Source organism: Nocardia sp. bgisy134 (genome assembly GCF_965341865.1).
In the GTDB taxonomy this organism is placed as follows: Bacteria; Actinomycetota; Actinomycetes; order Mycobacteriales; family Mycobacteriaceae; genus Nocardia.
On record NZ_CBDQZP010000011.1, the window covers coordinates 167,695 to 191,425 of the forward strand.

At 69.6% G+C, this 23,731-nt stretch carries 20 protein-coding genes; 11 read left to right on the forward strand and 9 right to left on the reverse strand.

Annotated features, from left to right (window positions below; genetic code table 11):
* Positions 1 to 4 precede the first annotated feature (4 nt).
* Positions 5 to 1,759: a glycerol-3-phosphate dehydrogenase/oxidase gene (locus ACRWNM_RS20755; protein WP_431969702.1), complete on the forward strand. Its 1,755-nt coding sequence runs from the start codon at positions 5 to 7 to the stop codon at positions 1,757 to 1,759.
* 236 nt (positions 1,760 to 1,995) lie between these two features.
* Positions 1,996 to 3,105, forward strand: coding sequence for an alanine dehydrogenase (gene ald / locus ACRWNM_RS20760; RefSeq protein ID WP_431969703.1), 1,110 nt, complete (start codon positions 1,996 to 1,998; stop codon positions 3,103 to 3,105).
* Between the two features lie 38 nt (positions 3,106 to 3,143).
* Here ald and ACRWNM_RS20765 read toward each other — a convergent pair whose 3' ends face one another.
* Entirely contained in the window at positions 3,144 to 3,668 is a 525-nt protein-coding gene (locus ACRWNM_RS20765) for an Lrp/AsnC family transcriptional regulator (protein WP_431969704.1), read from the reverse strand.
* A 63-nt stretch (positions 3,669 to 3,731) separates the two neighbouring features.
* Between ACRWNM_RS20765 and ACRWNM_RS20770 the strand changes: the two genes are divergently transcribed.
* The gene (locus ACRWNM_RS20770; RefSeq protein WP_431969705.1) at positions 3,732 to 3,971 is read left to right on the forward strand and encodes an EamA family transporter; all 240 of its coding nucleotides are present in this window, start codon (positions 3,732 to 3,734) and stop codon (positions 3,969 to 3,971) included.
* Positions 3,972 to 4,211: 240 nt separating this feature from the next.
* The gene (locus ACRWNM_RS20775; RefSeq protein ID WP_431969706.1) at positions 4,212 to 5,906 is read left to right on the forward strand and encodes an enoyl-CoA hydratase-related protein; all 1,695 of its coding nucleotides are present in this window, start codon (positions 4,212 to 4,214) and stop codon (positions 5,904 to 5,906) included.
* 34 nt (positions 5,907 to 5,940) lie between these two features.
* On the opposite strand, the gene ACRWNM_RS20780 is transcribed toward ACRWNM_RS20775, so the two are convergent.
* From ACRWNM_RS20780 to pruA, 3 genes are all read right to left on the reverse strand, one after another.
* The gene (locus ACRWNM_RS20780; protein ID WP_431969707.1) at positions 5,941 to 7,392 is read right to left on the reverse strand and encodes an amino acid permease; all 1,452 of its coding nucleotides are present in this window, start codon (positions 7,390 to 7,392) and stop codon (positions 5,941 to 5,943) included.
* A gap of 185 nt (positions 7,393 to 7,577) precedes the next feature.
* On the reverse strand, positions 7,578 to 8,543 hold the full coding sequence (locus tag ACRWNM_RS20785; RefSeq protein WP_431969708.1) for a proline dehydrogenase family protein: 966 nt from the start codon (positions 8,541 to 8,543) through the stop codon (positions 7,578 to 7,580).
* On the reverse strand, positions 8,543 to 10,207 hold the full coding sequence (pruA, locus tag ACRWNM_RS20790; RefSeq protein WP_431969709.1) for an L-glutamate gamma-semialdehyde dehydrogenase: 1,665 nt from the start codon (positions 10,205 to 10,207) through the stop codon (positions 8,543 to 8,545). The genes ACRWNM_RS20785 and pruA overlap by 1 nt, the downstream gene beginning before the upstream one ends.
* Positions 10,208 to 10,343: 136 nt before the next feature.
* On the opposite strand from pruA, the gene ACRWNM_RS20795 reads away from it, so the two are divergent.
* A complete protein-coding gene (locus tag ACRWNM_RS20795) occupies positions 10,344 to 11,984 on the forward strand; it encodes a PucR family transcriptional regulator (protein WP_431969710.1) in 1,641 nt (546 codons plus the stop codon).
* 23 nt (positions 11,985 to 12,007) lie between these two features.
* Here ACRWNM_RS20795 and ACRWNM_RS20800 read toward each other — a convergent pair whose 3' ends face one another.
* A complete protein-coding gene (locus tag ACRWNM_RS20800; protein ID WP_431969801.1) occupies positions 12,008 to 12,733 on the reverse strand; it encodes a uracil-DNA glycosylase in 726 nt (241 codons plus the stop codon).
* Between the two features lie 323 nt (positions 12,734 to 13,056).
* On the opposite strand from ACRWNM_RS20800, the gene ACRWNM_RS20805 reads away from it, so the two are divergent.
* The 3 genes from ACRWNM_RS20805 to ACRWNM_RS20815 all read left to right on the forward strand — a co-directional run bounded on the left by ACRWNM_RS20805 (position 13,057) and on the right by ACRWNM_RS20815 (position 15,250).
* The gene (locus ACRWNM_RS20805; protein ID WP_431969711.1) at positions 13,057 to 14,100 is read left to right on the forward strand and encodes a Clp protease N-terminal domain-containing protein; all 1,044 of its coding nucleotides are present in this window, start codon (positions 13,057 to 13,059) and stop codon (positions 14,098 to 14,100) included.
* A 116-nt stretch (positions 14,101 to 14,216) separates the two neighbouring features.
* Positions 14,217 to 14,861: a LutC/YkgG family protein gene (locus tag ACRWNM_RS20810; RefSeq protein WP_431969712.1), complete on the forward strand. Its 645-nt coding sequence runs from the start codon at positions 14,217 to 14,219 to the stop codon at positions 14,859 to 14,861.
* Positions 14,862 to 14,866: 5 nt separating this feature from the next.
* A complete protein-coding gene (locus tag ACRWNM_RS20815; protein WP_431969713.1) occupies positions 14,867 to 15,250 on the forward strand; it encodes a DUF488 domain-containing protein in 384 nt (127 codons plus the stop codon).
* A gap of 16 nt (positions 15,251 to 15,266) precedes the next feature.
* Here ACRWNM_RS20815 and ACRWNM_RS20820 read toward each other — a convergent pair whose 3' ends face one another.
* On the reverse strand, positions 15,267 to 16,331 hold the full coding sequence (locus ACRWNM_RS20820; RefSeq protein WP_431969714.1) for a GNAT family N-acetyltransferase: 1,065 nt from the start codon (positions 16,329 to 16,331) through the stop codon (positions 15,267 to 15,269).
* Between the two features lie 180 nt (positions 16,332 to 16,511).
* Positions 16,512 to 17,132: a QsdR family transcriptional regulator gene (locus ACRWNM_RS20825; protein ID WP_431969715.1), complete on the reverse strand. Its 621-nt coding sequence runs from the start codon at positions 17,130 to 17,132 to the stop codon at positions 16,512 to 16,514.
* A gap of 106 nt (positions 17,133 to 17,238) precedes the next feature.
* Here ACRWNM_RS20825 and fabG point away from each other — a divergent pair, with 106 nt between their 5' ends.
* The 3 genes from fabG to ACRWNM_RS20840 all read left to right on the forward strand — a co-directional run bounded on the left by fabG (position 17,239) and on the right by ACRWNM_RS20840 (position 20,683).
* Positions 17,239 to 18,000: a 3-oxoacyl-ACP reductase FabG gene (fabG, locus tag ACRWNM_RS20830; protein WP_431969716.1), complete on the forward strand. Its 762-nt coding sequence runs from the start codon at positions 17,239 to 17,241 to the stop codon at positions 17,998 to 18,000.
* A 118-nt stretch (positions 18,001 to 18,118) separates the two neighbouring features.
* A complete protein-coding gene (locus ACRWNM_RS20835; RefSeq protein ID WP_431969717.1) occupies positions 18,119 to 18,544 on the forward strand; it encodes a hypothetical protein in 426 nt (141 codons plus the stop codon).
* Between the two features lie 66 nt (positions 18,545 to 18,610).
* A complete protein-coding gene (locus ACRWNM_RS20840; protein ID WP_431969718.1) occupies positions 18,611 to 20,683 on the forward strand; it encodes a serine/threonine-protein kinase in 2,073 nt (690 codons plus the stop codon).
* Between the two features lie 442 nt (positions 20,684 to 21,125).
* Here the strand turns inward: ACRWNM_RS20840 and ACRWNM_RS20845 are convergent, their stop codons facing one another.
* Both ACRWNM_RS20845 and ACRWNM_RS20850 read right to left on the reverse strand, forming a co-directional pair.
* On the reverse strand, positions 21,126 to 23,480 hold the full coding sequence (locus tag ACRWNM_RS20845; RefSeq protein ID WP_431969719.1) for an MMPL family transporter: 2,355 nt from the start codon (positions 23,478 to 23,480) through the stop codon (positions 21,126 to 21,128).
* On the reverse strand, positions 23,481 to 23,666 hold the full coding sequence (locus tag ACRWNM_RS20850; protein WP_431969720.1) for a hypothetical protein: 186 nt from the start codon (positions 23,664 to 23,666) through the stop codon (positions 23,481 to 23,483).
* Between the last annotated feature and the right edge of the window lie 65 nt (positions 23,667 to 23,731).

Sequence of the window (23,731 nt, forward strand, 5' to 3'; positions counted from 1 at the left end):
CGACATGGTCGACCGTTCTCTCACTTCACCGGTCGCGATGAGCCCGGCCGAGCGTAGCCGCGCCCTGGACGCCATGGCGAGCACCGAACTGGACGTGCTGGTCATCGGCGCGGGCGTGGTCGGCGCGGGCGCGGCGCTCGACGCGGTGACCCGCGGCCTCAGCGTCGGCCTGGTGGAGGCGCGCGACTACGCCTCCGGCACCTCGAGCCGGTCGTCGAAGCTGGTCCACGGCGGCCTGCGCTACCTCAAGCAGCTCAACTTCGCCCTGGTCTTCGAGGCGCTGCGGGAGCGTTCGCTGATCCTGGAGACCCTGGCGCCACATCTGGCCAAGCCGGTGGAGTTCGTCTACCCGCTGGAACGCCCCGGCCTCGACCGGGCCTGGGTGGGCGCAGGCGTCGGCGTGTACGACGTGCTCGGCGCGGGACGTGGTGTGCCGCAGCATCATCGGCATCTGGGCAGGCGGGCCACGCTGGCCCGCTTCCCCGGGGCCAAGCGCGGCACGGTGCGCGGCGGCGTGAGCTTCTACGAGGGCCAGCTCGACGACGCGCGCCACACCATGATGCTGGCGCGCACCGCCGCGAGCCACGGCGCGCTCGTCGCCTCCAGCGCCAGGGTCGTCGACTTCCTGCGCGAGGACGGCCGGATCGTCGGCGCGCTCGTGCACGACCTGGAGAGCGGCAGGCACATTCCCGTTCGCGCCAAGCGCACGGTGAACGCGGCCGGTCCGTGGACCGACGAGATCCAGGAGATGCTCGGCGGGACGAGCGATTTCCGGATCCGCACCTCCAAGGGCGTGCACATCGTCGTCCCGCGCGACCGGATCGACTCGGCGACCGGCCTGATCACCGAGACCGAGAAGAGCCTGCTGTTCGTGATCCCGTGCCCGTGGAGCGAGGACCACTGGGTCATCGGCACCACCGACACCGAATGGGACCACGACCTGGCCCACCCCGCCGCCACCCGCGCCGACATCGATTACATTCTCGCCCAGGTGAATCGGCTGCTGGAACAGCCGATCGACCACGACGACATCGTCGGCGTCTACGCCGGGCTGCGGCCCCTGCTCGCGGGCGCCTCCGAGCAGACCAGCGCGCTCTCGCGTGAGCACACCGTGGCGACGCCGGTACCCGGCCTGGTGATCGTCGCGGGCGGCAAGTACACCACCTACCGCGTGATGGCCAAGGACGCCATCGACGCCGCCGTCGCGGATCTGCCAGGGCGGGTGGCCCGGTCGTGCACCGAGCGGGTGCCGCTGGTCGGCGCCAACGGATACCGTGAGCTCTCGCTCTCCCGCGCCCGGTTGGCCGACGAGTTCGGCGTCGACCTCGCGACCGTGGAGCACCTGCTCGGCCGGTACGGCAGCGCCGTGGCGGAACTGCGTGAGATCGTCGCCGCGCAGCCGGAACTCGGCGCCCCGCTGGGCAATTCCCGGTACCTGCGGGCCGAGATCGTCTACGCGGTGACCCACGAGGGCGCCCTGCACCTCGACGACATCCTCACCCGCCGCACCCACCTGTCGGTGGAGACCGGCGACCGCGGGGTCCTGGTCGCGGCCGAGGTCGCGCGGCTGGTGGCCCCGTACCTGGGCTGGGGCGGTGAGCGAGTCGAGCGCGAGATCGAGACCTACCGGGTCCGCGTCGAGGCCGAACTGCGCGCCAACGAGCAGCCCGACGACCGGTCGGCCGATGTGGTCCGGCTCAGTGCGCCGGACTCGCGCGGGATCGCGGGGGCGCCGGAAGAGGACCGGGTCTCGGTGTAGCCGGTGTGGGCGCGGCCTCCGCGCCCGCGCCCGGTCCGAACCGGTCGAAGATGATTCGACCGGACGGCCGCGGTGACCGACCGTCTCGTCGATCACGTATATATACGACCCAATCTGAGAATTATCTTCGGATATCTGGATCTGATCTCGCAGAATTTTCATACTGAGACCTGTCGCGATCCCCATCAATAGGGATTCGCTCTGACTCGAAAGCCGACGAGACGACAGGAGTGCTGATGAAAATCGGGATCCCCCGCGAGGTCAAGAATCACGAGTACCGGGTGGCGTGCACACCCGCCGGTGTGCGTGAACTTGTCGCTCGCGGACACGAAGTGTTCCTCGAGGCCGGGGCGGGCGCCGGATCGGCGTTCGAGGACGCGGCCTATGGATACGTCGGCGCGCGCGTGCTGCCGACGGCCGACGAGGTCTGGGCCGCCGCGGATCTGGTGTTGAAGGTGAAAGAGCCGGTGGCCGAGGAGTATTCGCGGATGCGCGCCGGGCAGGTGCTGTTCACCTATCTGCACCTGGCCGCGTCAAGGGAGTGCACCGACGCGCTGCTGGCCTCCGGTGTCACCGCCCTCGCCTACGAGACGGTGACCGGCCGGGACGGCAGCCTGCCGCTGCTGGCGCCGATGAGCGAGGTCGCGGGCAGGCTCGCGCCGCAAGCGGGCGCGTACCACCTGATGCGCAGCGAGGGCGGCCGCGGCGTTCTGATGGGCGGGGTGCCCGGGGTGCGGCCCGCGAAGGTCGTGGTGCTCGGCGCGGGAGTGGCGGGTCGCAACGCGATCGCCGTCGCGGTCGGGATGCGCGCTGAGGTCACCGTGCTGGATGTGAACATCGGCCGGTTGCGCGAGGTCGACGAGCAGTACCGCGGGCACGTGCGCACCGTCGTCTCCAATGCGCTCGAGGTCGAGAATCTGGTGCGCGAAGCGGATCTGGTGATCGGCGCGGTGCTGGTGCCGGGCGCGAAGGCGCCCGAACTGGTGTCGCACGACCTCGTCGAGCAGTTGAAGCCGGGATCGGTGCTGGTCGACATCGCCATCGACCAGGGCGGCTGCTTCGCCGATTCCCGTCCGACCACCCACGCCGACCCCACCTACCGGGTGCACGATTCGGTGTTCTACTGCGTCGCGAACATGCCGGGCGCGGTGCCGAACACCTCCACGGTGGCGCTCACCAATGCCACCCTCCCTTACGTCATCGCGGTGGCCGAGCACGGCTGGCGCGCCGCGGCGGCCGCCGATTCCGGCCTGGCCGCGGGGCTGAGCACCCACGAGGGGATGCTGCTGTCCGAATCCGTCGCCGCCGCACACGGTTACACCGCGGAGCGGCTCGTCGCCGCGTGAGGTCCGAACGCCGCGCACCGTGCGGGGCGCGGCCGCGCTCAATGCCCGGGCACCGGTGTCTGCGGACGTAGGTGCTCGAAGATGAGGATCGTCTCCGTCGAGGACACCGCCGGGTTGGCGCTCAGGTGCTCCAGCACGAAACCCCGCAGCTCGTCGGTGTTCTCGGTGGCGACGTGGATCAGATAGTCGTCAGCGCCCGCGATGAAATACACATTGAGCACTTCGGGCAGCGCCGCGAGCCGATTGCCGAACTCGGCGAGGCGCTGGCGCGAATTCCCTTGCAGCCGTACCGCGATCATCGCCTGCAAGCCGCGCCCGAGGGCGGCCGGGTCGATATCGGCGTGGAAGCCGCGGATCACGCCGCGCTCCACCAGCGCCCGCACCCGCCCCAGGCAGGTCGACGGCGCGATACCGGCCGCCGCGGCGAGCGCGTTGTTGGTGATCCGGCCGTCGCGCGCCAGGTGGTCCAGCAGGACGCGGTCGACGTCGTCGAGGGGGACCGGCGCGCGACTGCGACTCGAGGAGGCCCGCGGCGGGGAGTCGGCTGAATCCTTGCTGGTCATCGACCCCATCTTAGCGAATTGGATTCGATTCCGAGCCCGATCGTCCGAACAATCGTCGATCGGATGCATCTGGCCTTCTTCACCACATTCCTGGCCTACCGGCTCTTCGGATACGGTCTGCGGCACACGCCGGTGGAGGTGGCCACCACGCTGACCCTCGCCGAGCCCGCCGTCGCCGCGATACTCGGCGTGGTGATCGTCGGCGAGCGTCTTCCGCTCGTATCGTGGTGCGGCCTGGCGGTTTTGGGCGTGGGGCTCGCGCTGCTCACGCTCGCGCCGGGCCGGTGGAGCCGCGGGGAGTGAACTGTCGCGGGTTCGGGACCGCGTGCGGTGCCGAACCCACGCCGGTCGGGAGGTCGAATCGCGGAATTGCGGGCCGGTCGAATCGACTCGAGTGATAATGGCTTGCGCTTTTGGATTGTCGTTCGTGTCCGAGAAATGGTGGCGGTGGTCCGGGAAGTACCTCGACGAGTGCCGTGCGAATTTCGCACCGAGTGTTTTCCGGGGAAGACGTAAAGCTCTCTACATGCGATGGAGGGTGTCTTGCGAATTCTGTTGGTGGCCAATGCATTCAATAGTCTCACCCAGCGCGTCCACGCCGAACTGCGTGCCCGCGACCACCACGTCGGCGTCGAATTGGCGCTCGGCGACGAATTGTTGCGGGCGGGGGTGGCGGCCTTCCAGCCGGAATTGATCCTGGCGCCGATGCTCACCACCGCGATCCCCGAGGACATCTGGTCCGCGCACACCGTCCTGATCGTGCACCCGGGACCCATCGGTGACCGCGGGCCCTCCTCTCTCGATTGGGCAATTCACGACGGCGAACGCGAGTGGGCTGTGACAGTGCTTCAGGCGGTGGCGGAGTTCGACGCGGGACCGATCTGGGCTTCGGTGCCGTTCACCGTCGCGGCCTGCGGCAAGAGCGAGCTCTATCGCACCGACGTCGCCGATGCCGCGGTGCGGGCCGTGCTGCTCGCGCTCGCCCGGTTCGCAGGCGGCCGTTTCCAGCCGGAGCCACTGGGCCGCGTCCGGTCCGATGCCAGGGGACGGCTTCGGCCCTATCACGATCAGCGATACCGCCGGATCGACTGGGCTTCCGACGACACGACGGTCGTGCTGCGGAAGTTACGCGCCGCCGATTCGCAACCGGGCGTCCTGGACGAGCTGTGCGGCCAGGAGTTCTACCTGCACGGTGGCCATCACGAGGATCGGCTGCGTGGCCGTCCCGGCACGATCATCGCCACCCGTGCCTGCGCGATCTGCCTGGCGACCGTCGACGGCGCGGTGTGGGTGCCGCAGCTACGTCCGCGCCGGGAGGCAGGCGGCCCGCCGACGTTCAAGCGGCCCGCGACCGACGCGCTCGGTTCCGGGTTGCCCGCGTCGGTCAGGGAAGTGCCCGTGTCACCCGCGGCGGCCACGATCCGGGACACCTGGTCCGAGCTGCGCTACTGGGAGGACAGTGCCGTCGGCTACCTCGAGTTCTCCTTTCCCGGCGGCGCGATGAGCGCCCGCCAGTGCCGCGCGCTGCTGTCGGCCTACCGGCAGGCCTGTGCGCGACCGATCGACGTGCTCGTGCTCGGCTCGCCGCGCGACCTCTTCTCCAACGGCATCCACCTGAACGTCATCGAGGCGGCCGACGACCCGGCGGTCGAATCCTGGCTCAACATCACCGCGATGAACGACGTGGTGGAGGCGATCCTCACCACCACGGACAAGGTCGTGATCTCGGCGCTGGCGGGCAACGCGGCGGCGGGCGGCGTGATGCTGGCATTGGCCGCGGACGAAGTGTGGTGCCGAGAGTCGGTGGTGTTGAACCCGCACTATCGGCTGATGGGCCTGCACGGCTCGGAGTACTGGACCTATCTGTTGCCCCGGCGCGTCGCCGCGACCGAGGCCGATCGCCTGATGCGGGAGGCGCTCCCGGTGGGAGCCGGTGCGGCCGCGGCACTCGGTCTGGTGGACCGCGTCGTACCCGGCGATGCCGAGACCTTCTCGGACTCGACACGGCGAGAGGCAGCGCGTCTGGCGGGCGGCGCGGAGCTGGCGCAGCGCCTTGTGGCGAAGAAGCAACGCCGCGCCGCCGACGAGATGACCAAACCGTTGGACGCCTATCGCGGCGCGGAGCTGGCCAGGATGCACCGCAACTTCTTCGCTCCTGGCGAGCCGTATCACGCGCTGCGGCGGGACTTCGTGCGCAAAGCGCCTCCGGCCGTGACCCCGCCGCATCTGCTCGGATGACCCGCGCGCGGCAGGCTCGCCTCGGACGGGCAGGCTACGCCCGAGCGTGCTCGCCGGCCGGCGGCGGCGCGGCGGGACCGGTCTGCTGGAGCTTGGAGTGGGTGCGCGAGTACCCGAAATAGATCACCAGGCCGATCACCAGCCAGACCCCGAAGCGCACCCAGGTCTCCCACGGCAGCGACAGGATCAGCCACACCGAGAACACCACGCCGACGATCGGGACGACCGGCATGAACGGCAGCCGGAAGGTGCGCGGCACCTCGGGCCGGGTGTAGCGGAAGACCAGCACGGCTACACAGACCACCACGAACGCGCTGAGGATGCCGATGTTGGTGAGCTCGGCGACCAGGTCGATCGGCAGCAGTCCGGCGAGGACGGCCGAGCCGACGCCGACGATCCACGTCACGCGGGTCGGCACTTTGCGCTCCGGATGGGTCTTGGCGAACCATTCGGGCAGCAGGCCGTCGCGGCTCATCGAGTACCACACCCGGGTCACCCCGAGCATGAAGGTGAGCACCACCGTGATGATGCCGACGATGGCGCCGACCGCGATGACGTTGGCGATGCCTGGCATGCCGACGGACTCGAAGGCGGTGGAAAAGCCGCTCTCCGGATCGATTTCGGTGTACTTCTGCATGCCGGTGAGCACCAGGGTGGCCAGCACGTACAGCACCATCGCGATGGCCAGCGAGTAGAGGATCGCCTTGGGCAGGTGCTTCTTGCCGTCGACCGACTCCTCGGCCGCGGTGCTCATGGCGTCGTAGCCGAACACCGCGAAGAACACGGTGGCCGCGCCGGTCATCACCGCGCCCGTGCCGTACGGGAAGTAGGGGGTGTAGTTCGCGCTGTCGATCTGGAAGACGCCGAGCACGATGATCAGCAGCACAAGGGCGACCTTGATGCCGACGGCCACCGTCTCGAACCGGCCGACGCTGCGGATGCCGCGGGACAGCACCCACGCCGTGCCGAGGCAGAACACCATCGCGAACACGTCGACTACGTGGCCTTCGCCGGTCCCGGAGGCGCCGAGCATCCAATCCGGCAGCGTGATGCCCACCTGATCGAGCAGGAATCCGAAGTATCCGGAGACGCCGATCGCGACGACCGCCGCGACGGCGATGTACTCCAGCAGCAGATCCCAGCCGATGAACCAGCCGACGAACTCGCCGAGCGAGACGTAGCCGTAGGTGTAGGCCGATCCGGCCTTGGGCACCATGCCGGCGAATTCCGCGTAACACAGCGCCGCCGCCGCGCTGGCCAGGCCCGCCACCAGGAAGGACAGCAGCACGGCCGGACCGGTGGTCTTGTTGGCGACGCTGCCCGCGAGGGTGAAGATGCCCGCGCCGATGATGCCGCCGACGCCGATCGCGGTGAGCTGCCACACGCCGAGGTGTTTGGCCAACCGTTCGTCGGTGGGCGTCTCGTCCTCGACTTCGACGAGGGGCTTGCGGCGCAACATCTGGTGGCGCAACTCCGCGAGGGACATGCGGCTTCCTTTCTCCGCTGCGTTCGGCTCGGCACGCCCCGGGTCGCGGGGCGTGCGCCGTAACGCGGATCACACTGGTGGCTGTCAGCTAATCGGACCACGAACGCGGTGTGATCGGTGAGTTGGATAAATAATGTTCGACCAGGCTTGGCCGATCGGACAACGCCGGGCGGGGCGCGGCGGGCTCAGCGCCGGTTGGCCGGAGCCAGCGCGCGCAGGAAGAACGCCAGGTTGGCGGGCCGTTCGGCGAGCCTGCGCATGAAGTAGCCGTACCACTGGTCGCCGTAGGGCAGATAGACGCGCACCTGGCGCCGGTCCTCGGCGAGGCGGCGCTGCTCGACGTCGCGGATGCCGTAGAGCATCTGGAACTCGAACTCGTCCGCCTTACGGTCGACAGTGTCGGCGTAGCGCTGCGCGGCCTCGATCATCGCCGGGTCGTGGGTGGCCACCATCGGATAACCCGCGCCGTCCATCAGGATGCGCAGGCACCGCAGGTAGGCGGCGTCCACCTCGGCGGCCGACTGATACGCCACCGACTCCGGCTCCCGGTACGCGCCCTTGCACAGCCGGATCCGCGAACCCGGCCCCGCGAACTCGCGGCAGTCGGCCTCGGTGCGCCGCAGGTACGCCTGTAGCACGGTGCCGGTGCCGGGAAAGTCCGCGCGCAGGTCTCGCACGATCGCCAGCGTCGAATCGGTGGTGGTGTGGTCCTCGGCGTCGACGGTGACCGCGACGCCCGCCGCGTCGGCGGCGGCGCAGATCTCGCGGGCGTGGTCGAGGGCGATCCGGTGGCCGTCGTGCGGCAGGGACTGACCGAGCGCCGAGAGCTTCAGCGAAACCTCCAGCGGCCGAGCGGTTCCCGGCTCCGCGGCGGCGAACGCCTCAGCGAGCGCCGCGAACAGTTCGCGATAGTGTGCCACGGTGTTGCGCGCCTGGGCCGGGTCGGTGGTGTCCTCGCCCAGGTAGTCGATGGTGACGAACCGGCCGGAGCTCCGGAGCGCTTCGGCCGCGGCGATGGCTTGCGGTTCGGTCGACCCGGCCACGAAACGATCGACCAGCGAGCGGGTGGCGCGCATCCGCGTGACGCCGCGCTCCAACCGCGGCGAGCGAGCGGCCGCGAGCAGCGCGGGCCGTAGCCGTCCGGCGGGCATCACTGCACCTCCGTCTCGGTGCCGGGCGTCGGTGCCTGGTGCGGATAACGGTGCTCGGTGGGCGGCACGAAGGTCTCCTTGATGGTGCGAGCAGAGGTCCAGCGCAGCAGGTTCTGCGGTGATCCCGCCTTGTCGTCGGTGCCCGACGCGCGGGCGCCGCCGAACGGTTGCTGGCCGACCACCGCGCCGGTGGGTTTGTCGTTGACGTAGAAATTGCCCGCCGCGAAGCGCAGCCGGTCGGTGGCCGCGGCGACGGCCGCGCGGTCGTCGGCGACGATCGAGCCGGTGAGGCCGTAGGCCGTCCCGCGGTCGACGAGTTCCATTGCCGCGTCGAAGGATCCGGGCGCCGAGTCGTCGTAGACGTGCACGGCCAGGATCGGTCCGAAGTACTCGGTGCGGAACGCCTCGTCGGCCGGATCGTCGCCGAGCAGCACGGTTGGATCGACGAAATAGCCCACGCTGTCGTCGGTTCGGCCGCCCGCGGCGATGGTCAGCCCCGGCGTCGCCTTCGCGCGGGCGATGGCGTCGGCGTTCTTGTCGAAGGCGCGCCGATCGATGAGCGCGCCGCCGAAATTGCCGAAATCGGTGACGTCGCCGTAGGTCAGCGCGCCGACCTTGTCGATGAAATCGACGCCCATCCTCGCCCACACCGAGGCGGGGACGAACGCGCGCGAGGCGGCCGAGCACTTCTGGCCCTGATAGTCGAACGCGCCGCGGATCAGCGCCGTGGTGAGCACGTCCGGATCGGCGGAGCTGTGCGCGAGCACGAAGTCCTTGCCGCCGGTCTCGCCGACCAGGCGCGGATATCCTTGGTAGCGCTCGAGATTCGTCGCGACGGTGCGCCACAGGTGCCGGAAGGTCGCGGTGGATCCGGTGAAATGCACACCGGCCAGGCGCGCGTCGGCCAGCGCCACCTCCGAGACCTCGGGGCCCGCCCCGTGCACCAGGTTGATCACGCCGGGCGGCAACCCGGCCGCCTCCAGCAGCTTCATGGTCCAGTACGCGGCCACCGCCTGCGTCGGCGCGGGCTTCCACAGCACGGTATTGCCCATCAGCGCGGGCGCGGTGGGCAGGTTGCCCGCGATGGCGGTGAAGTTGAACGGGGTGATCGCGTAGACGAAGCCCTCCAGCGGACGGTATTCCAGCCGGTTCCAGACGCCCGGCGTGGAGATCGGCTGCTCGGCCAGGATCTGGCGCGCGAAATGCACGTTGAAGCGCCAGAAGTCCACCAGCTCGCACGGTGTGTCGATCTCGGCCTGGTACGCCGTCTTGGATTGGCCGAGCATCGTCGCGGCGGCGAGGGTTTCGCGCCACGGCCCGGCGAGCAGATCGGCGGCGCGCAGGAATACCGCCGCCCGGTCCTCGAACGACAGCGCGCGCCAACCCGGCGCGGCCGCGGTGGCGGCCTCGATGGCGTCCTGCACATCGCGGTGCTCGGCGAACGTGACGGTGCCGAGTACCGAGGCGTGCCGATGCGGCTGCACCACCTCGACGATCGGGCCCGCCGTGCGGCGGTGTCGGCCGCCGATGACGTGGTGCACCTCGGTCGGTGTCGCCGTGAGCCGGGCCAGTTCGGCGCGCAGCCGCTCCCGTTCGGGTGTACCGGGGGCGAAGCTGCCGACCGGTTCGTTGACGGGCGTGGGCGTGGTCGCGATGGCGTCCATGGATCCTCCTGCCTGGTCGGAGCTGGTCAGCGCAGTCAACTCCGGGAAAGCCCGGCGCAGGATCGGCCGATAGGACAAAGATGGAACCGAGTTGTTGTCCGATCGGCCGAAGCCGAGCGGAACGAAAGGTGTGAGCGTGGTCACCGAGGAACCGGGCCGGCGGGAGGGCGTGCCGCTGCGCGAACTGCTCGACGCGCTCGACAGCACCGTCATCGATCTGGTCGAGGCGCCCGACGGCGACGCGGTCGGGATCGGCTCGGTGGCGCTGCTGGACAGCGACGATCTCGGCGAGACGCCCGCGACGCCGGCGGACATGGCGTTGCTGGTGGGTGTGCGGGAGTCGGCGGTGCGGCGCTGGCTGGGGGAGCTGGCCGCGCGCCCGCCCGAGCAGCGCCCGCGCGTAGTGCTGCTCAAATCGACCGCCGAGTCGGCTTCGGTGCGCGGCGCCGCCCGCCGGTCGCGAGTCGCGGTGGTCGTGGTGCACCACAAGGCGCGCTGGGACGCGGTGCTGGCGCAGGTCCGCCGCGTCCTCGACCGGGCGGCGGGTGGCGGGCCCGCCGACGACCCGCTCACCACCGACACCGACCTGTTCGGGCTGGCCCAGATCGTCGCGCAGAACGCGGGCGGCATGGTCTCCATCGAGGACCCGCATTCGCACGTGCTCGCCTATTCGGCCTCCGACGACTCGGCCGACGAACTGCGCATCCTGTCGATCCTCGGCCGCGAGGGCCCGCGCGACTACCTGCGGGTGCTGCACGACTGGGGCGTGTTCGACCGGCTGCGCCGCAGCGACGAGGTGATCGACCTGCCCGCACACGAGGAGCTGAACATCAAGCGCCGCTTGGTCGTCGGCATCCACGCGACGGCCGTCGACGGCGGGTCGCGCACACTCGGCTCGATCTGGTTGCAACAGGGTGACCGGCCGTTCAAGCCGGACGCCGCGGAGGTGCTGTGCGGAGCCGCCGCCATCGCCGCCCGCATCATCGCGCGCGCCCTGGACGCGCCGTCCACCGAAACATTGCTGCTCCAAAGGCTTTTCGGTGCGCACGGCGCCGGTGTCGACATACCGTCCGTGGCGGGCGCGCTGCGCGTCCCCGTGCACGGGCCTGCGGCCGTCGTCGGATTCGCCGTGCATGCGCCCGCGAGGGAACGGCATTCGGCGCTGGGCAGCGTGATCCGGTTGCACGCGAGTTCGTTTCGTCCCGACTCGATCGCGACCGTGCTCGGCGACCGCGTCTATGTGCTGCTGCCCGGATACCGGTCCGCGCCGTCGGTCATCGCGTGGACCCGGCAGCTGGTCGACCAGCTGGAGGCCGGCCGCGGCGCGGTCCTGCGCGCGGGCATCGCCATTCCCGTCGCCGACCTCACCGAGGTGGCCGCCGCCCGCGCCGAGGTCGATCGGGTGCTGGACAGCACCGCCGCCACCTTTCCGCGCGGCCGGGTGACCACCCTCGCCGAATCCCGCACCGCCGTGTTGCTCGGGGAGATCCTCGATCTGCTCGCCACCCGCGACGATCTGCGCGACCCCCGCGTGCGTGCCCTGTTCGACTACGACCGCGACCACGGCTCGCAACTCGGCGAGAGCGTCGAGGGCTATCTGCGCGAGCACGGCGACGTGCGCCGCGCGGCCGCCGCGCTGCGGGTACACCCGAACACGCTGCGCTACCGCCTGCGCCGCGCGGAGTCCATCACCGGCATCGGCCTGACGGACCCCGCCGACCGACTGCTCCTCGAGCTCCAGCTCACCCTGCACCGCCGCGGGAATCGCCCGGCGTGAACTGACCTTCCGGGTCGGCGATCTCAGTGCGGCCGGTGCGGGTGCAGTCCCGCGGCCGTCGCCGCCTCGGCGAGCACCTGCTCCAGCATCGCCGGGGTCAATCGTCCGGTGAAAGTGTTCTGCTGGCTGACGTGGTAGCAGCCGAACAGTTCCAGTTCCGCGCGGTTCGCGACAGCGGGCGCCAGCGTGTAGCGCACGCCGTGGCCGAACTTCGGGCGCGGGCGCGGCACCACCCAGCCTGCCTCGGCGAGCGCGGGCAGCGCCGCCTGCCACCCGAACGCGCCGAGCACAACGACCGCACGCACCGTCGGCGCCAGCAGTCCGAGCTCGAGGTCGAGCCAGCCGCGGCACCGATCGCGTTCGTCGGGAGCCGGTTTGTTGTCCGGCGGCGCGCAGTGCACGGGCGCGGTGACCCGGGCGCCGAGCAGCTCGAGCCCGTCGTCGCGGCGCACCGAGGTCGGCTGGTTGGCGAGGCCGACGGCGTGCATGGCGGCGTAGAGCACGTCCCCGCTGCGGTCGCCGGTGAACATGCGCCCGGTGCGATTTCCGCCGTGCGCCGCGGGCGCGAGGCCGATGATCAGCAGCCGGGCGTCGTCCGGACCGAAGCCGGGAACCGGTCGGCCCCAATAGGTTTCGTCGCGGAAGGCGGCGCGCTTCTCGCGCGCCACCCGCTCCCGCCATGCCACCAGGCGCGGGCAGGCGAAGCAATCGGCGACCGAGGCGTCGAGTTCGGCGAGGGTGCGGCACATGGGTACCACTCGATCACGGCCGTCGCCCGGCCGCGGCGGAACAGGCCCGGTGCCGGTCGCCATGCCAGCAGGATAGGTCCGCCCGGCACGTAGCGGCCGATTAGCCCGTATCGACTTGATCACGAACCGCGCGGTTGCCAGCCCCTGTGAAACGGCGGTACGTTGCCAGGGAGCGCGCGCTCGATTTCCCGTGGTCGCACCGGCGTCAGCGACGCGATGTGAACGAGCGCGAACCGTGAGCAGTCCAGTGGGGTGCCATCTCGTCCGGCGCCGTCCGTTATCCCGTTGGCGCACAGCGTGCGCCGCGACGCAGCGAGGTGGACATGACCGAGGGTTGGCCCAGTTCGATCAGTTCGTTCGACGACATCTTCCAGCGGTTCTTCGGCTCGGGGATGATGTCCCAGCCACCCGTGCAGCGCACCGGTCTCGGGCGGCTGATGACCGACAACGCCAAACTGCTGATCGCCACCGCGCGCGAGACGGCCCGGGACTGGGGCAATCACGAGGTCACCCCCGAGAATCTGTTGTACGCGGCCACCGAGGCGGAACCCGGTCGCAGCATCATCGCCGAACTCGGCCACGACCCCGACAAGGTTGCCAACCAGATGCGGGACGTCAGCGACACCGGCGAACCCGCCGAGGAGGCCGACGAGCCGGTGACCCTGAGCCCGGCCGCCAAGCTCGCCCTGCGGGCGGCTCAGCGCCGCGCGGCCGAAGCGGGCAGCAGCTATATCGGACCCGAGCACGTCCTGCTCGGTATCGCCTCCCTCACCGACAGTCCGGCGGCCCACGTGCTGCTGTCCGGCGCGAAGCCCGCCCCCACCGGCCGACCGGCGAAAAGCGAGACGCCGACGCTCGACGAATACAGCCGCGATCCGACCGCGGAGGCGCGGGCCGTCATCAACACCAGCAACATCGGCTCCGACCTGATCCTCTCCGCGCCCGAAGGCGATGTCGACGCGATCACACCGCAGCTGATGGATCGGCTGAGCGCGCACTTCCGCCCCGAGTTCCTCAACCGGATCGACGAGACCATCGTGTTCCACCGTCTCGACCGGCAGGAACTGCGCAACATCGTGGATCTGGTGCTGGACGGCACCCGCCGCCTGCTGCACGCACAGGACATCGACCTCGACATCACCGATCCCGCCGTGGACTGGCTCGCCGAGCACGGCTACCAGCCCGAGTACGGGGCCCGCCCGCTGCGCCGCACGGTGCAGAAAGAGCTCGACAACAAGCTGTCTCGCCTGCTGCTGGACGGAAAGCTCGGCCCGGGTGATGCGGTGCGCGTCGACGCCGACGACAGCGGGTTGATTCTCGGCGCGATCGAGCATCGCGGCGGGCAAACCGTGGAAGCCGGAGTCTGAGCGGTGGTCCCTTCCGTGCGGTACTATCGCGACGCCTATCCGGAAAGAGCCGGAGAGATGGTGGAAACCGCTGGGGGAGTGGGACATTGGGCGAACACGAGCGGATGGTGGCGCACGTGAATTCTCGCGAGGATCTGCTGCGCAGGATCAGGGACGCGCTGGTCGAGCTACCCGATGACGAACGGGTGGTACCGGTGCCGCGCGCCACCGCCCGCCCGGGCTCCGGCCCCGAGCGCGGCGACCTGGCCGAGCTGGTCGATCTGCTCGCCGAGCGATTGGCACAGCACGGTGCGCAGCTGCGCCGAATCACCGCCGCGGCCATCCCGGACCGGGTGGACGCCGCGCTGCGTGAGCACGGCGCGCGCTCGGTGATCGCCCCCGACGGATTACCCGGTGAATGGCTGGCTCGGTGGGCGGCCGCGGAAGGGCACCGCATCGTTCCCGACAGTCCGCTGGCGACGGCGAGCGAGACGGAACAGGTCGACGCGGTGGTCACCACCTGCGCGGCCGCGGCCGCCGATATCGGCGTCCTCGTGCTCGACGGTGGTGAAGGGCAGAGCCGCCGTCCCTCGACCCTGGCGCCCGACTGCCACGTCTGCGTGGTGCGAGCCGAACAGATCCAGCCGTCGCTGCCGGAGGTCATGGACCGGCTCGACCCGCGCCGCTCGACCATCCTGGTCAGCGGCCCGTCGGCGACCGCCGACGCCGTGGCGCCCGGAGTACACGGGCCGCGCAGACTGATCGTGCTCGTCGTGGAGTGAACCGGATGGCACAGCGGAAGGACGCGAACGTGAGTGAGTTCCGGACCAAGCGGATCTACGAGGACCCGAGCGACGACGACGGCCGCCGCGTGCTGGTCGACCGGCTGTGGCCGCGCGGCATCAGCAAAGAGCGGGCCCGAATCGACCTGTGGGACAAGGAGATCACTCCCTCGAACGAGCTGCGCACCTGGTTCCACCACGACTCCGCCGCCGACTTCGCCGAGTTCGCCCGGCGTTACGAGGCCGAACTGTCCGGCGAACCGCAGCGGCGCGGTCTCCAGGAGCTGCGCGAGCTGGCGGCCGAGCATCCCGTCACCCTGGTGACCGCGGCGAAGGACCCGTCGCACAGTCACGTCTCGGTGCTGCTCGACCAGCTACGCGGCGACTGAGGTCGATCGGCGAAGATCAGCGCAACTCCGCGGCGCCGGTGACCGCGTCGCCCTCGACGCGCGGCCGCGCACCGAATCCGGTGTGGATGAGCCGCCGCGCCGCGGCGTTGTCCGGCGTGGTGACGGCGGTGAGGCGGTGAGCGCCGGTTCCGGCGGCGAGCTCGCGCAACCGAGCTACGACCCGACCGCCGACGCCCTGGCCGCGATGCGAACGGCCGATCCACACGCCCGCCTCGACCTCCTCGCCGTGCGGTTCGAGCCGCGCCGCGCCGACGACCCGCCCCCCGGCCGTGATGACGAAGGTGCGTTCGTTCGGGCAGGTGGGGTGCAGCGCGCGGTCACGGTGAAAGGCGAGGAATGCCTGCTTCCGCTGTTCGGTCCAGCCGGGCGGACCTGGCACCGGCGCCATGACCTCGAGCGGGTCGGCGTCGGCGACGGCCGCGTCGAGCAGGAGCGGGAGGTTGTCCTCACTGAGTTCGATCAGCTCGACAACCGGTGCGATGCGCTCGCACCGGATCGTGTCGGCTCGCTCGAGATGCTTCGGCGACCAGAAGGCGGCCCAGTCGGCGTCCTGGCCGAGCCCGCGGCGAATCGACAGCACCCGATCGACGAGAACGACCAGATCGGCGAGGGCGCGCTCGCTCTCGGCGCGGTCCACGAAGCCCATGTGAACGGCGGAGTCGCGCACCGTGACGATCCGCGCGAGCAGTTCCTCCGGTAGGCGAACGTCGGCGGGTGTGGCGCGGTTCAGCACCTGCGCGGCCTCGATCGCGCCCACGGTCCACATGTCGGGCAGCGGCCGGTCCGGATGCTCCGGCAGCCCCGCCAGCGTCAGCGTCGTCTCGATGCCCGCCGACTGCCCGCGCACGAGGTGGATGTCGATCGCGGCGAGGACGGCCTTGAGCAGCGCCTCGGCGCACGCGCCGATCGAGACGGCCTGATCGATCAGCGCGAGCGGTTCGCGCGAATCGGTGCTGGCCAGCGCCCTGCGCGCGTGCGCGCACGCCAGCTGATCCAGCGCGGCGGGCAGCCGATCGTAGTCGACCGCGCCGAAAGCGGTGGGCCACTTGCGAAGTGCCATCGTCGGCTCCCGAAGATCGTGGGTGCGGATGTCGGGTTGTAGATTGCCACACCGCGCCCGGCCCGGCTCGGGCTTTTCACGGGCCCACAGACCATTTCGACGCCGCACAGCGCCACTGTCGCTCCGCGGCATGGCGGACGGCCCACCCGCGTGGGTTCGGGTCGGTGTCGCGGGCGCGGATCAGGCGGGGGCGCCGGATTGCTCGGTGAGACCGAGCAGCACCGACTGCACCTCGCGCAGCCGGTCCACGTCGTTGCGGATGCCCGCGGCGGTGTCGGTGTAGAGGAACGCCTCGCCCAAACGAACCAGCGTGTACGCCAACAGCTCTCGTTCCAGGAGTGGGCGGTAGCCGTCCTCCTCCTCGACCCGGGCGATGAGTTCGGTGACGGCCGCGACCGCGCGCGGCTGGACCGGTCCGTCGCTGGCGGTGAGGATGCGCAGGCCCGAGATCGGTTCGTTCTCGAAGTAGCGCCGGAAGGGCTCGTTCACGGCCTCCCAGCGGGCGACGCGGTCGAGCACCTCGAGGATGCGCTCCGCGCCACTGGTCCGCCGCTTGGCGTCGGCGCGGGCGATCATCTGCTCGTATTCCTGGAGCAGCATGGCGCCGAGCAGACCGTCCCGCGAGCCGTACCAGCGGTAGACCGAGGCGCGGCTGAGCCCTAGCTCGGCGGCGATCGCCTGCACGTCGACGCGTTCACCGGCCAGGAAAGCACGGCGGGCGAGTTCGATGACCTGCTCGCGGGTGGCCGAAGCCGGGCGTCCGGGGGAGCGGGTGGCGGTGGGCCGCGAGGAAGTGGTCACCACGTGAATCGTACAGCCGCCGCCATTTCATTGGAGACGCAGTGGTCGAGTTGTATTTTATGGATGTCCCCTCGAATCGGGACCACCCTCGACAGTCAGGAGAACCATGAGCGCCCCGACTTCTCGCACGGCCATCGTCACCGGTTCGGCCCGCGGCATCGGCGCCGCCACCGCACGCAAGCTCGCCGCGGACGGGTTCGCGGTCGCGGTCCTCGATCTGGACGAGGCCGCCTGCAAGCCCGTGGTCGAGGAGATCGAGGCCGCGGGTGGCAAGGCGCTCGCGGTCGGCGTCGACGTGTCCGACGAACAGTCCGTCGGAGCCGCCGTGCAGCGTGTCGCCGACGAACTCGGCGCGCCGACGGTGCTGGTGAACAACGCGGGCATCACCCGCGACAACCTGCTGTTCAAGATGAGCGTCGCCGACTGGGACTCGGTGCTGAGCGTGCACCTGCGCGGCTCGTTCCTGATGAGCCGCGCCGCGCAGAAGTACATGACCGAGGCCAAGTGGGGGCGCATCGTCAACCTGTCGAGCACCTCCGCGCTCGGCAACCGCGGCCAGGCCAACTACTCCGCGGCGAAGGCAGGCATGCAGGGCTTCACCAAGACACTGGCCATCGAGCTCGGCAAGTTCGGCGTGACGGTCAACGCCATCGCCCCCGGCTTCATCGAGACCGATATGACCGCCGCCACCGCCGAGCGGCTCGGCGTGACCTTCGAGCAGTTCCGCGAGGCGGCCGCCAAGCAGATCCCGGTCGGACGCACCGGCAAGCCGGAGGACATCGCCAACACGGTCTCCTTCCTGGTCGGCGAGGGCGCCGGATTCGTTTCCGGGCAGGTCATCTACGTGGCGGGCGGCCCCACCGACTGACCGCAGCGCCGCGGCGCGCTCGCCGGAGCGAACGGCCACCATGATCGGCGGATGGCGCAATCCGCCGGTGTCGGAGCGATACCATCGGAAGGGGCCGGCGTCCCGGAAGGGGTACAGGATGATCGTTGACCGCGATACTCGTCGGCGGCCGATTCGCGCCACCGTGATGGCGAGCGCCTGTGCGGGCGCCGCCGCGATCGCCGTGGCCGCCGCGCCCTCGGCGGGCGCCACGGCGACCGGAGTCGGTGTTCTGCCCGACCTCGGCTACGGCCTCGCGACCAATTTCGGCACCGGCTGTAGCTACACGATCGAGGCATTCCTCACCGACGCCGTCTCGCCGGTGTACTTCTACGACAACGGTATTCCGCTCGCCACGGTGCGGCCGACCGGCGGGGTCGCGCTGCTGAAGTGGGTGCCCGCGACGCCGGGCAGGCACACGATCAGCGTGGTGCAGGCGCCCGACGACGTCATCACCGCCGACTACGCGGTGTCCGTCGGCACCGGCGTGCACGTCGGCCACGGGTGTGCGGTGTTCGGCGGCTGATCCACGGCTCGCGCGGCACGGGGCCGCGCCGCCGTCCGGGAGCGATGCGCGTCACGGAGGATCGATATGACGAACCAGCGCAGACTCGAGGTCGGATCGGAATTCGGGCCGTACCGGCTGGTCCGGCTGATCGGTCGCGGCGGCATGGGCGAGGTGTTCGAGGCCTACGACACCGGCAAGGATCGCGTCGTCGCGATCAAGGTGCTGCCCGAGCGGCTCGCCGAAGACCCCGTCTACCGCGAACGGTTCCGGCGCGAATCGCACGCCGCGGCCCGGCTCAAGGAACCGCACGTCATCCCGATCCACGACTACGGCGAGATCGACGGGCACCTCTTCATCGACATGCGCCTTGTCGAAGGCGAGAACCTGCGCGCGGTACTGCGGCAACACGCGCCGCTGGAACCGGCCGTCGCGGTCGAACTGATCAAGCAGGTGGCCGCCGCTCTCGACGCCGCGCACGGTGACGAGCTGGTGCACCGTGACATCAAGCCCGACAACATCCTGACCACGCCCGACGGCTTCGCCTATCTCGTCGACTTCGGCATCGCGCACTCCAGCACCGCCGAGGGCCTGACCGCCGACGGTTCGGCGATCGGTTCGTTCCATTACATGTCGCCGGAGCGGTTCACCTCGCGCGTGGTGACCCAGTCCGCCGACATCTACGCCCTCGGCTGCGTGCTCTACGAATGCCTCACCGGCGCCAGACCCTTCCCGGCCGAGACCGACGGCGAGATCATGCGGGCGCACATGAACGAGCCGCCGCCGCGGCCGAGCACGCTCCGTCCGGAGATCCCGTCGGCCATGGACACCGTGATCGCCAGGGCGCTGGCGAAGGACCCCGACGCACGGTATGCCAGCGCGGGGGAGTTCGCGGCCGCCGCGCAGGAGGCGCTGCGGGGCGAGGCGGAGGTGGCACTGCCGGTGCTCCCGACTCAGGAAGCGGCCATCGGCGATGACACCGTCACGAGCGCGGAAGCCGTTGTGCCGCAGGGCGCTACAGCCGGAGACGGGCCGCGAATCCGGCCGCTCGCCGAAGACGGCGGTGCGCGGTCGCTCGGGCCGCCGAAGCGGAACTTGCGGCGGACGGCGCGCCGGTTGGCCGTCCCGGCGCTGATCGCCGCCGTGATACTCGCGGCGGCAACGGTTCTCGTCGCCTGGATGGCCTCGGGCAGGCCCGCCGACGGCACCGCGGTTCCCGACCGCGCCGCCTTGAACCCGGCGGATGTGGAGCTGGTGGCCAGCGCGGGCCTGATCGGCTACAAGCGCACCAATTGCGTGCACCGCGAGCCTGCCGCCGACACCACGGCGATCGTGTCCTGCGACGCCAACGACCGGACGGACGCCCCCGCCGCCCGCCTCTTCCGATTCCGAACCCTCGACGGCCTGCGGGACTACTACCGGCATTTCGTCGTCGAGGCATACGACGCCACGAACTGTCCGAACGATCCGCCGGGCGACGACGGCCCCCTCGTGGTGGACGGCAAGCCCGCGGGGCGGGACGCATGCCTGACCAGCCGCGTCGACGACCCGGCGACGCCCAAACCGGTGCTCGCCGTGGCCGACGAGGACCAGCTCTCGCTGGGTATCTACATCTGGGCGGACCCGAGTGACCAGCCGACGCGCGATTACGTTGCGTCGCACCATCTCTACCATTTCCTGCCGCAGGAGAAGACGGTCGACCCGGACTTCTTCACCGCCGCCGATCGGCGTGTCCTCGATCACCTGACCGGCGATTTCGGACCCTCGACCTGCAAGCACATGGACCTGCCCGCGGGTAGCACGGCGGAAGCGGCGATCCACTGCGCCACCCACCGCGGCGACCCCGCTCCCACGTTCTTCGGTTTCCCTGACCACCGGACGATGACCTTCGGATATCAAGCCGGGCTGGGGCAGGTGTCGGGACACGCGTGCGGTGGCTCCGGCGCGGACGACGTGTGGCGCAAGGCATCCGGCCCCGTCGGCCGCTTCTTCTGCTACACCGACGAGAACGCCACGTTCGGCGCGCGCCCCTGCCTGCTGGCGGTGCACGACGAATTCCGGCTCATGGTCGATGTGTGCGCCCTGGCCAAGGACGATCCGGACGAGGGCGTGAAGTCGGAAGCGGATCTGTTGGGGTGGTTCCGCACCAATTTCGGCTAGCTGCAGGGGTTTACGGTCCGGCCGTTGTTCCTGGCAGGCGAAGAAGTCGATCCCGCAGGTTTCGAGTGGGTGACCGACGACCGCCTCACGAACACCCCCGCCGATGCCAGGGTCACCCACGTAACCCTGGTCCCCTGCAACGAACCGCACTATGCGGAGGTGATCACCGAGGTACGCCTGTCCGGACCATGGCCCGGCACCGCACAGGCCTTTCAACAGTCCGAACGCCTCTGTATGGACGCCACGATAGCGATCCTGACCAACAGCACCATGCTCGATCAGCTTCGCAACCTCGTCCTTACCCGGACCAGACCCGCTGGACCCGCAAGGGCACGGCCACCTGCTTGGTAATCAACGGTTACGGCCCACAACTCACCACCGCAGTACCGCGCTGACCGATCCGCCCATAGCGCGCCCAGCGGTATGGGCGTGCGTATGGCATTTATCGATGGATCGGCGTGGTGGGCGGTTCAGTGTCGGTTGAGATGGCTCGGGGCGGGCGTGGTCGCCGCAGTCGTGACACCCGCCGTTGCGACGGCGCGGGGTCGGGACCGAACACCGCGGGCAGCTGTGTGGTGACCGGATCGGTGACCGGTGTCGTGCGGATCAGATCCACCGGGTTGGCGTTACGAGGGTGCGCGTCGTCGAGGACAGGTTCGCCGAGCCCGGCTTTCTGTTGAATGCGTTTCATCCATTCTGGCGCCCACCAGCAGTCGTCGCCGAGCAGTTTCATGGTCGCTGGGACCAGCAGCATGCGCAGGACCGTGGCATCGATAATCAGGGCCGCGATCATGCCGACGGCGATGTACTGCATCATCACCAGATCCGAGAACGCGAATGCGCCGACAACCACGAGCAGGATCAACGCGGCGGCGGTGATGATGCGCCCGGTGTGCGCGGTGCCGATGCGCACCGCCTCGGTGGTCGATGCCCCCTGCGCGCGGGCTTCGACCATGCGTGAGAGCAGGAAGACCTCGTAGTCGGTGGACAGGCCGTAGATGATGGCCACGATGACCACCAGCACCGGCGAAGTGATCGGTTGCGGGGTGAAGTTCAGCAGCGTCGCGCCGTGGCCGTCGATGAAGATCCAAGTCAGGATTCCGAGGGTGGAACCGAGGCCGAGCGCGCTCATCAGTGCGGCCTTGATCGGCAGCACCAGTGATCCGAAAGTCAGAAACATCAGCACCGTCGTGATAAGCACGACCAGGGTGACCATCCACGGTATCCGGGATAGCAGGGTATCGACACTGTCCTTCTGCAGGGCGGGCATACCACCGACGAGCATGCGCACGGACTCGGGCTGGGGGAGGTCACGCAGGTAATCGATGGCGGGCCCGGCGTTGCTCGAGTTGGTGAGCACGGCGGTGGTGCGGAAGACCTCGGGCTGTGTGGTCGAGCGGGCCGGCACACCGAACGCTTCGGCCAGGCCGGGTGCGGCGTTTGCTTGTTTCCACAGCGCGCCAATGGCGTTGGTGTCCTCGGAGACGAAAATCAGTTCGATCGGGTCGGATTTGCGAAGCGGGAAGAGCTGGTCGAATTCCTGTTGGGCCAGACGGGTCGGATTGTCCGGTGGCAGGTATTTCTCGCTGAGTCCGCCGAATGCCAGGTTGCCGATGGGCAGGATCAGCAAGACGAGCCCGAGCACGAGCGGGACCAAGACCTTGATCGGATGGCGCATGACCCAGCGGGTGCTGCGTCCCCAGAACCCGTTCTCGACCTCTTCAGCCGACCTCGTTTTGCGGAATCGCTTGATACCCAGCATGTCCACCCGCGGTCCGAGGACCGCCAGCATCGCGGGCAGGATCGTGATGGCGGTCAGCGCCGCCATCGATACCGTCGCGATCGCGCCATAGGCGAAGGATTTCAGGAATCCTTGCGGGAACAGCAGCATTCCGCCGACGCTGGCGACGATCATCGTCGCGGAGAAGACAACGGTGCGGCCCGCGGTCATCACGGTGCGCCGCACGGCGGCAGGAGTGTCATAGCCTTCGGCGAGTTCTTCGCGGAACCGGCTGACGATGAACAGTCCGTAGTCGATGGCAAGGCCGAACCCGATCATCGAAACAACAGCGGAGACAAACGAGTTGACCTCGGTGAACTCGGTGAGGAACTTGACGATGCCGAAGGCGCCGAAGACCGTCAGCCCGCCCACGACCAACGGCAGCGACGCGGCGACGAGACCGCCGAAGATGAAGAACAACAGCAGCCCGACGACGGGGAAGGCCAGCAGCTCCATCCGGTGGATATCTTCGGCAATGGTGTCGTTGAGTGCGCTGGCAACCGGCTGCAACCCGCCCACCTGCACATCGACGCCAGCGATGTCGAAGGCGCCCTTGACAGCCCGGTAGTTGCGGATCATCGACGTGTCGTCGTCGCCGTGCAGGGCGATGGCCGCGAAGGCGTGTCTGCGATCGTCGGTCGCGAGCCGGGGGCCACTGATTTTTCCGGTTTCGGTGCGCCAGTAGGCGGCGGTGATCCCTGAGATCTGCTCCGGGTATCGTCGTGGCAGATCGTTGAGGCTTTCGACGACCTTGCCCGAGAACTCGGGATCGTCGACGGTCTTCCCCTCGGGCGCGGTGTAGAGGACGAGCACATCACCGTCGTGGTTGCGCCCGAACGCCGTATCAGCCAGCCGCGCGGCTTCCGAGGACTCCGAGGTCGGGTCGAACATCCCGCCCGAACTCAGATGATCCGCGAGCCCGGCCCCGTAACCGGCCAGACCGAGCATGCCCGCGGCCACCACCCCGATGACCACGAACCGGATCCGCGAGACCAGGCCACCCCACCACGCAAACACTCACACCACCGCCACAATGCGCGCGGCGGTTAGGCGTGGGGTGAGCGTCTCGGTCTCGGTGATGGCTTCGGCCAACTGGACGATCGTGGCACCGCGGTAGTCGGGGTGTGCGCGGATCTGCTCGATGCCGAGGGTGTATCCGTCGTGCCAGCCGATCGGACAAGGCAGGCTCGCGGCACCCCTCACCGGCCACCGTGATGCGACTGCTGCGCGACCACGACCAGCACACCCGACCGATTGCCGATCTGGGA

Excerpts from the sequence above, each read along its gene's own strand:
- ACRWNM_RS20815 (WP_431969713.1), top strand. The coding sequence starts at position 14,867 with ATGGCACAGCGGAAGGACGCGAACGTGAGTGAGTTCCGGACCAAGCGG.
- ACRWNM_RS20820 (WP_431969714.1), bottom strand. The coding sequence starts at position 16,331 with ATGGCACTTCGCAAGTGGCCCACCGCTTTCGGCGCGGTCGACTACGAT.
- ACRWNM_RS20840 (WP_431969718.1), top strand. The coding sequence starts at position 18,611 with ATGACGAACCAGCGCAGACTCGAGGTCGGATCGGAATTCGGGCCGTAC.
- ACRWNM_RS20835 (WP_431969717.1), top strand. The coding sequence starts at position 18,119 with ATGATCGTTGACCGCGATACTCGTCGGCGGCCGATTCGCGCCACCGTG.
- ald (WP_431969703.1), top strand. The coding sequence starts at position 1,996 with ATGAAAATCGGGATCCCCCGCGAGGTCAAGAATCACGAGTACCGGGTG.
- ACRWNM_RS20780 (WP_431969707.1), bottom strand. The coding sequence starts at position 7,392 with ATGTCCCTCGCGGAGTTGCGCCACCAGATGTTGCGCCGCAAGCCCCTC.
- ACRWNM_RS20755 (WP_431969702.1), top strand. The coding sequence starts at position 5 with ATGGTCGACCGTTCTCTCACTTCACCGGTCGCGATGAGCCCGGCCGAG.
- ACRWNM_RS20765 (WP_431969704.1), bottom strand. The coding sequence starts at position 3,668 with ATGACCAGCAAGGATTCAGCCGACTCCCCGCCGCGGGCCTCCTCGAGT.
- ACRWNM_RS20800 (WP_431969801.1), bottom strand. The coding sequence starts at position 12,733 with ATGTGCCGCACCCTCGCCGAACTCGACGCCTCGGTCGCCGATTGCTTC.
- ACRWNM_RS20770 (WP_431969705.1), top strand. The coding sequence starts at position 3,732 with ATGCATCTGGCCTTCTTCACCACATTCCTGGCCTACCGGCTCTTCGGA.
- fabG (WP_431969716.1), top strand. The coding sequence starts at position 17,239 with ATGAGCGCCCCGACTTCTCGCACGGCCATCGTCACCGGTTCGGCCCGC.
- pruA (WP_431969709.1), bottom strand. The coding sequence starts at position 10,207 with ATGGACGCCATCGCGACCACGCCCACGCCCGTCAACGAACCGGTCGGC.
- ACRWNM_RS20785 (WP_431969708.1), bottom strand. The coding sequence starts at position 8,543 with ATGCCCGCCGGACGGCTACGGCCCGCGCTGCTCGCGGCCGCTCGCTCG.
- ACRWNM_RS20805 (WP_431969711.1), top strand. The coding sequence starts at position 13,057 with ATGACCGAGGGTTGGCCCAGTTCGATCAGTTCGTTCGACGACATCTTC.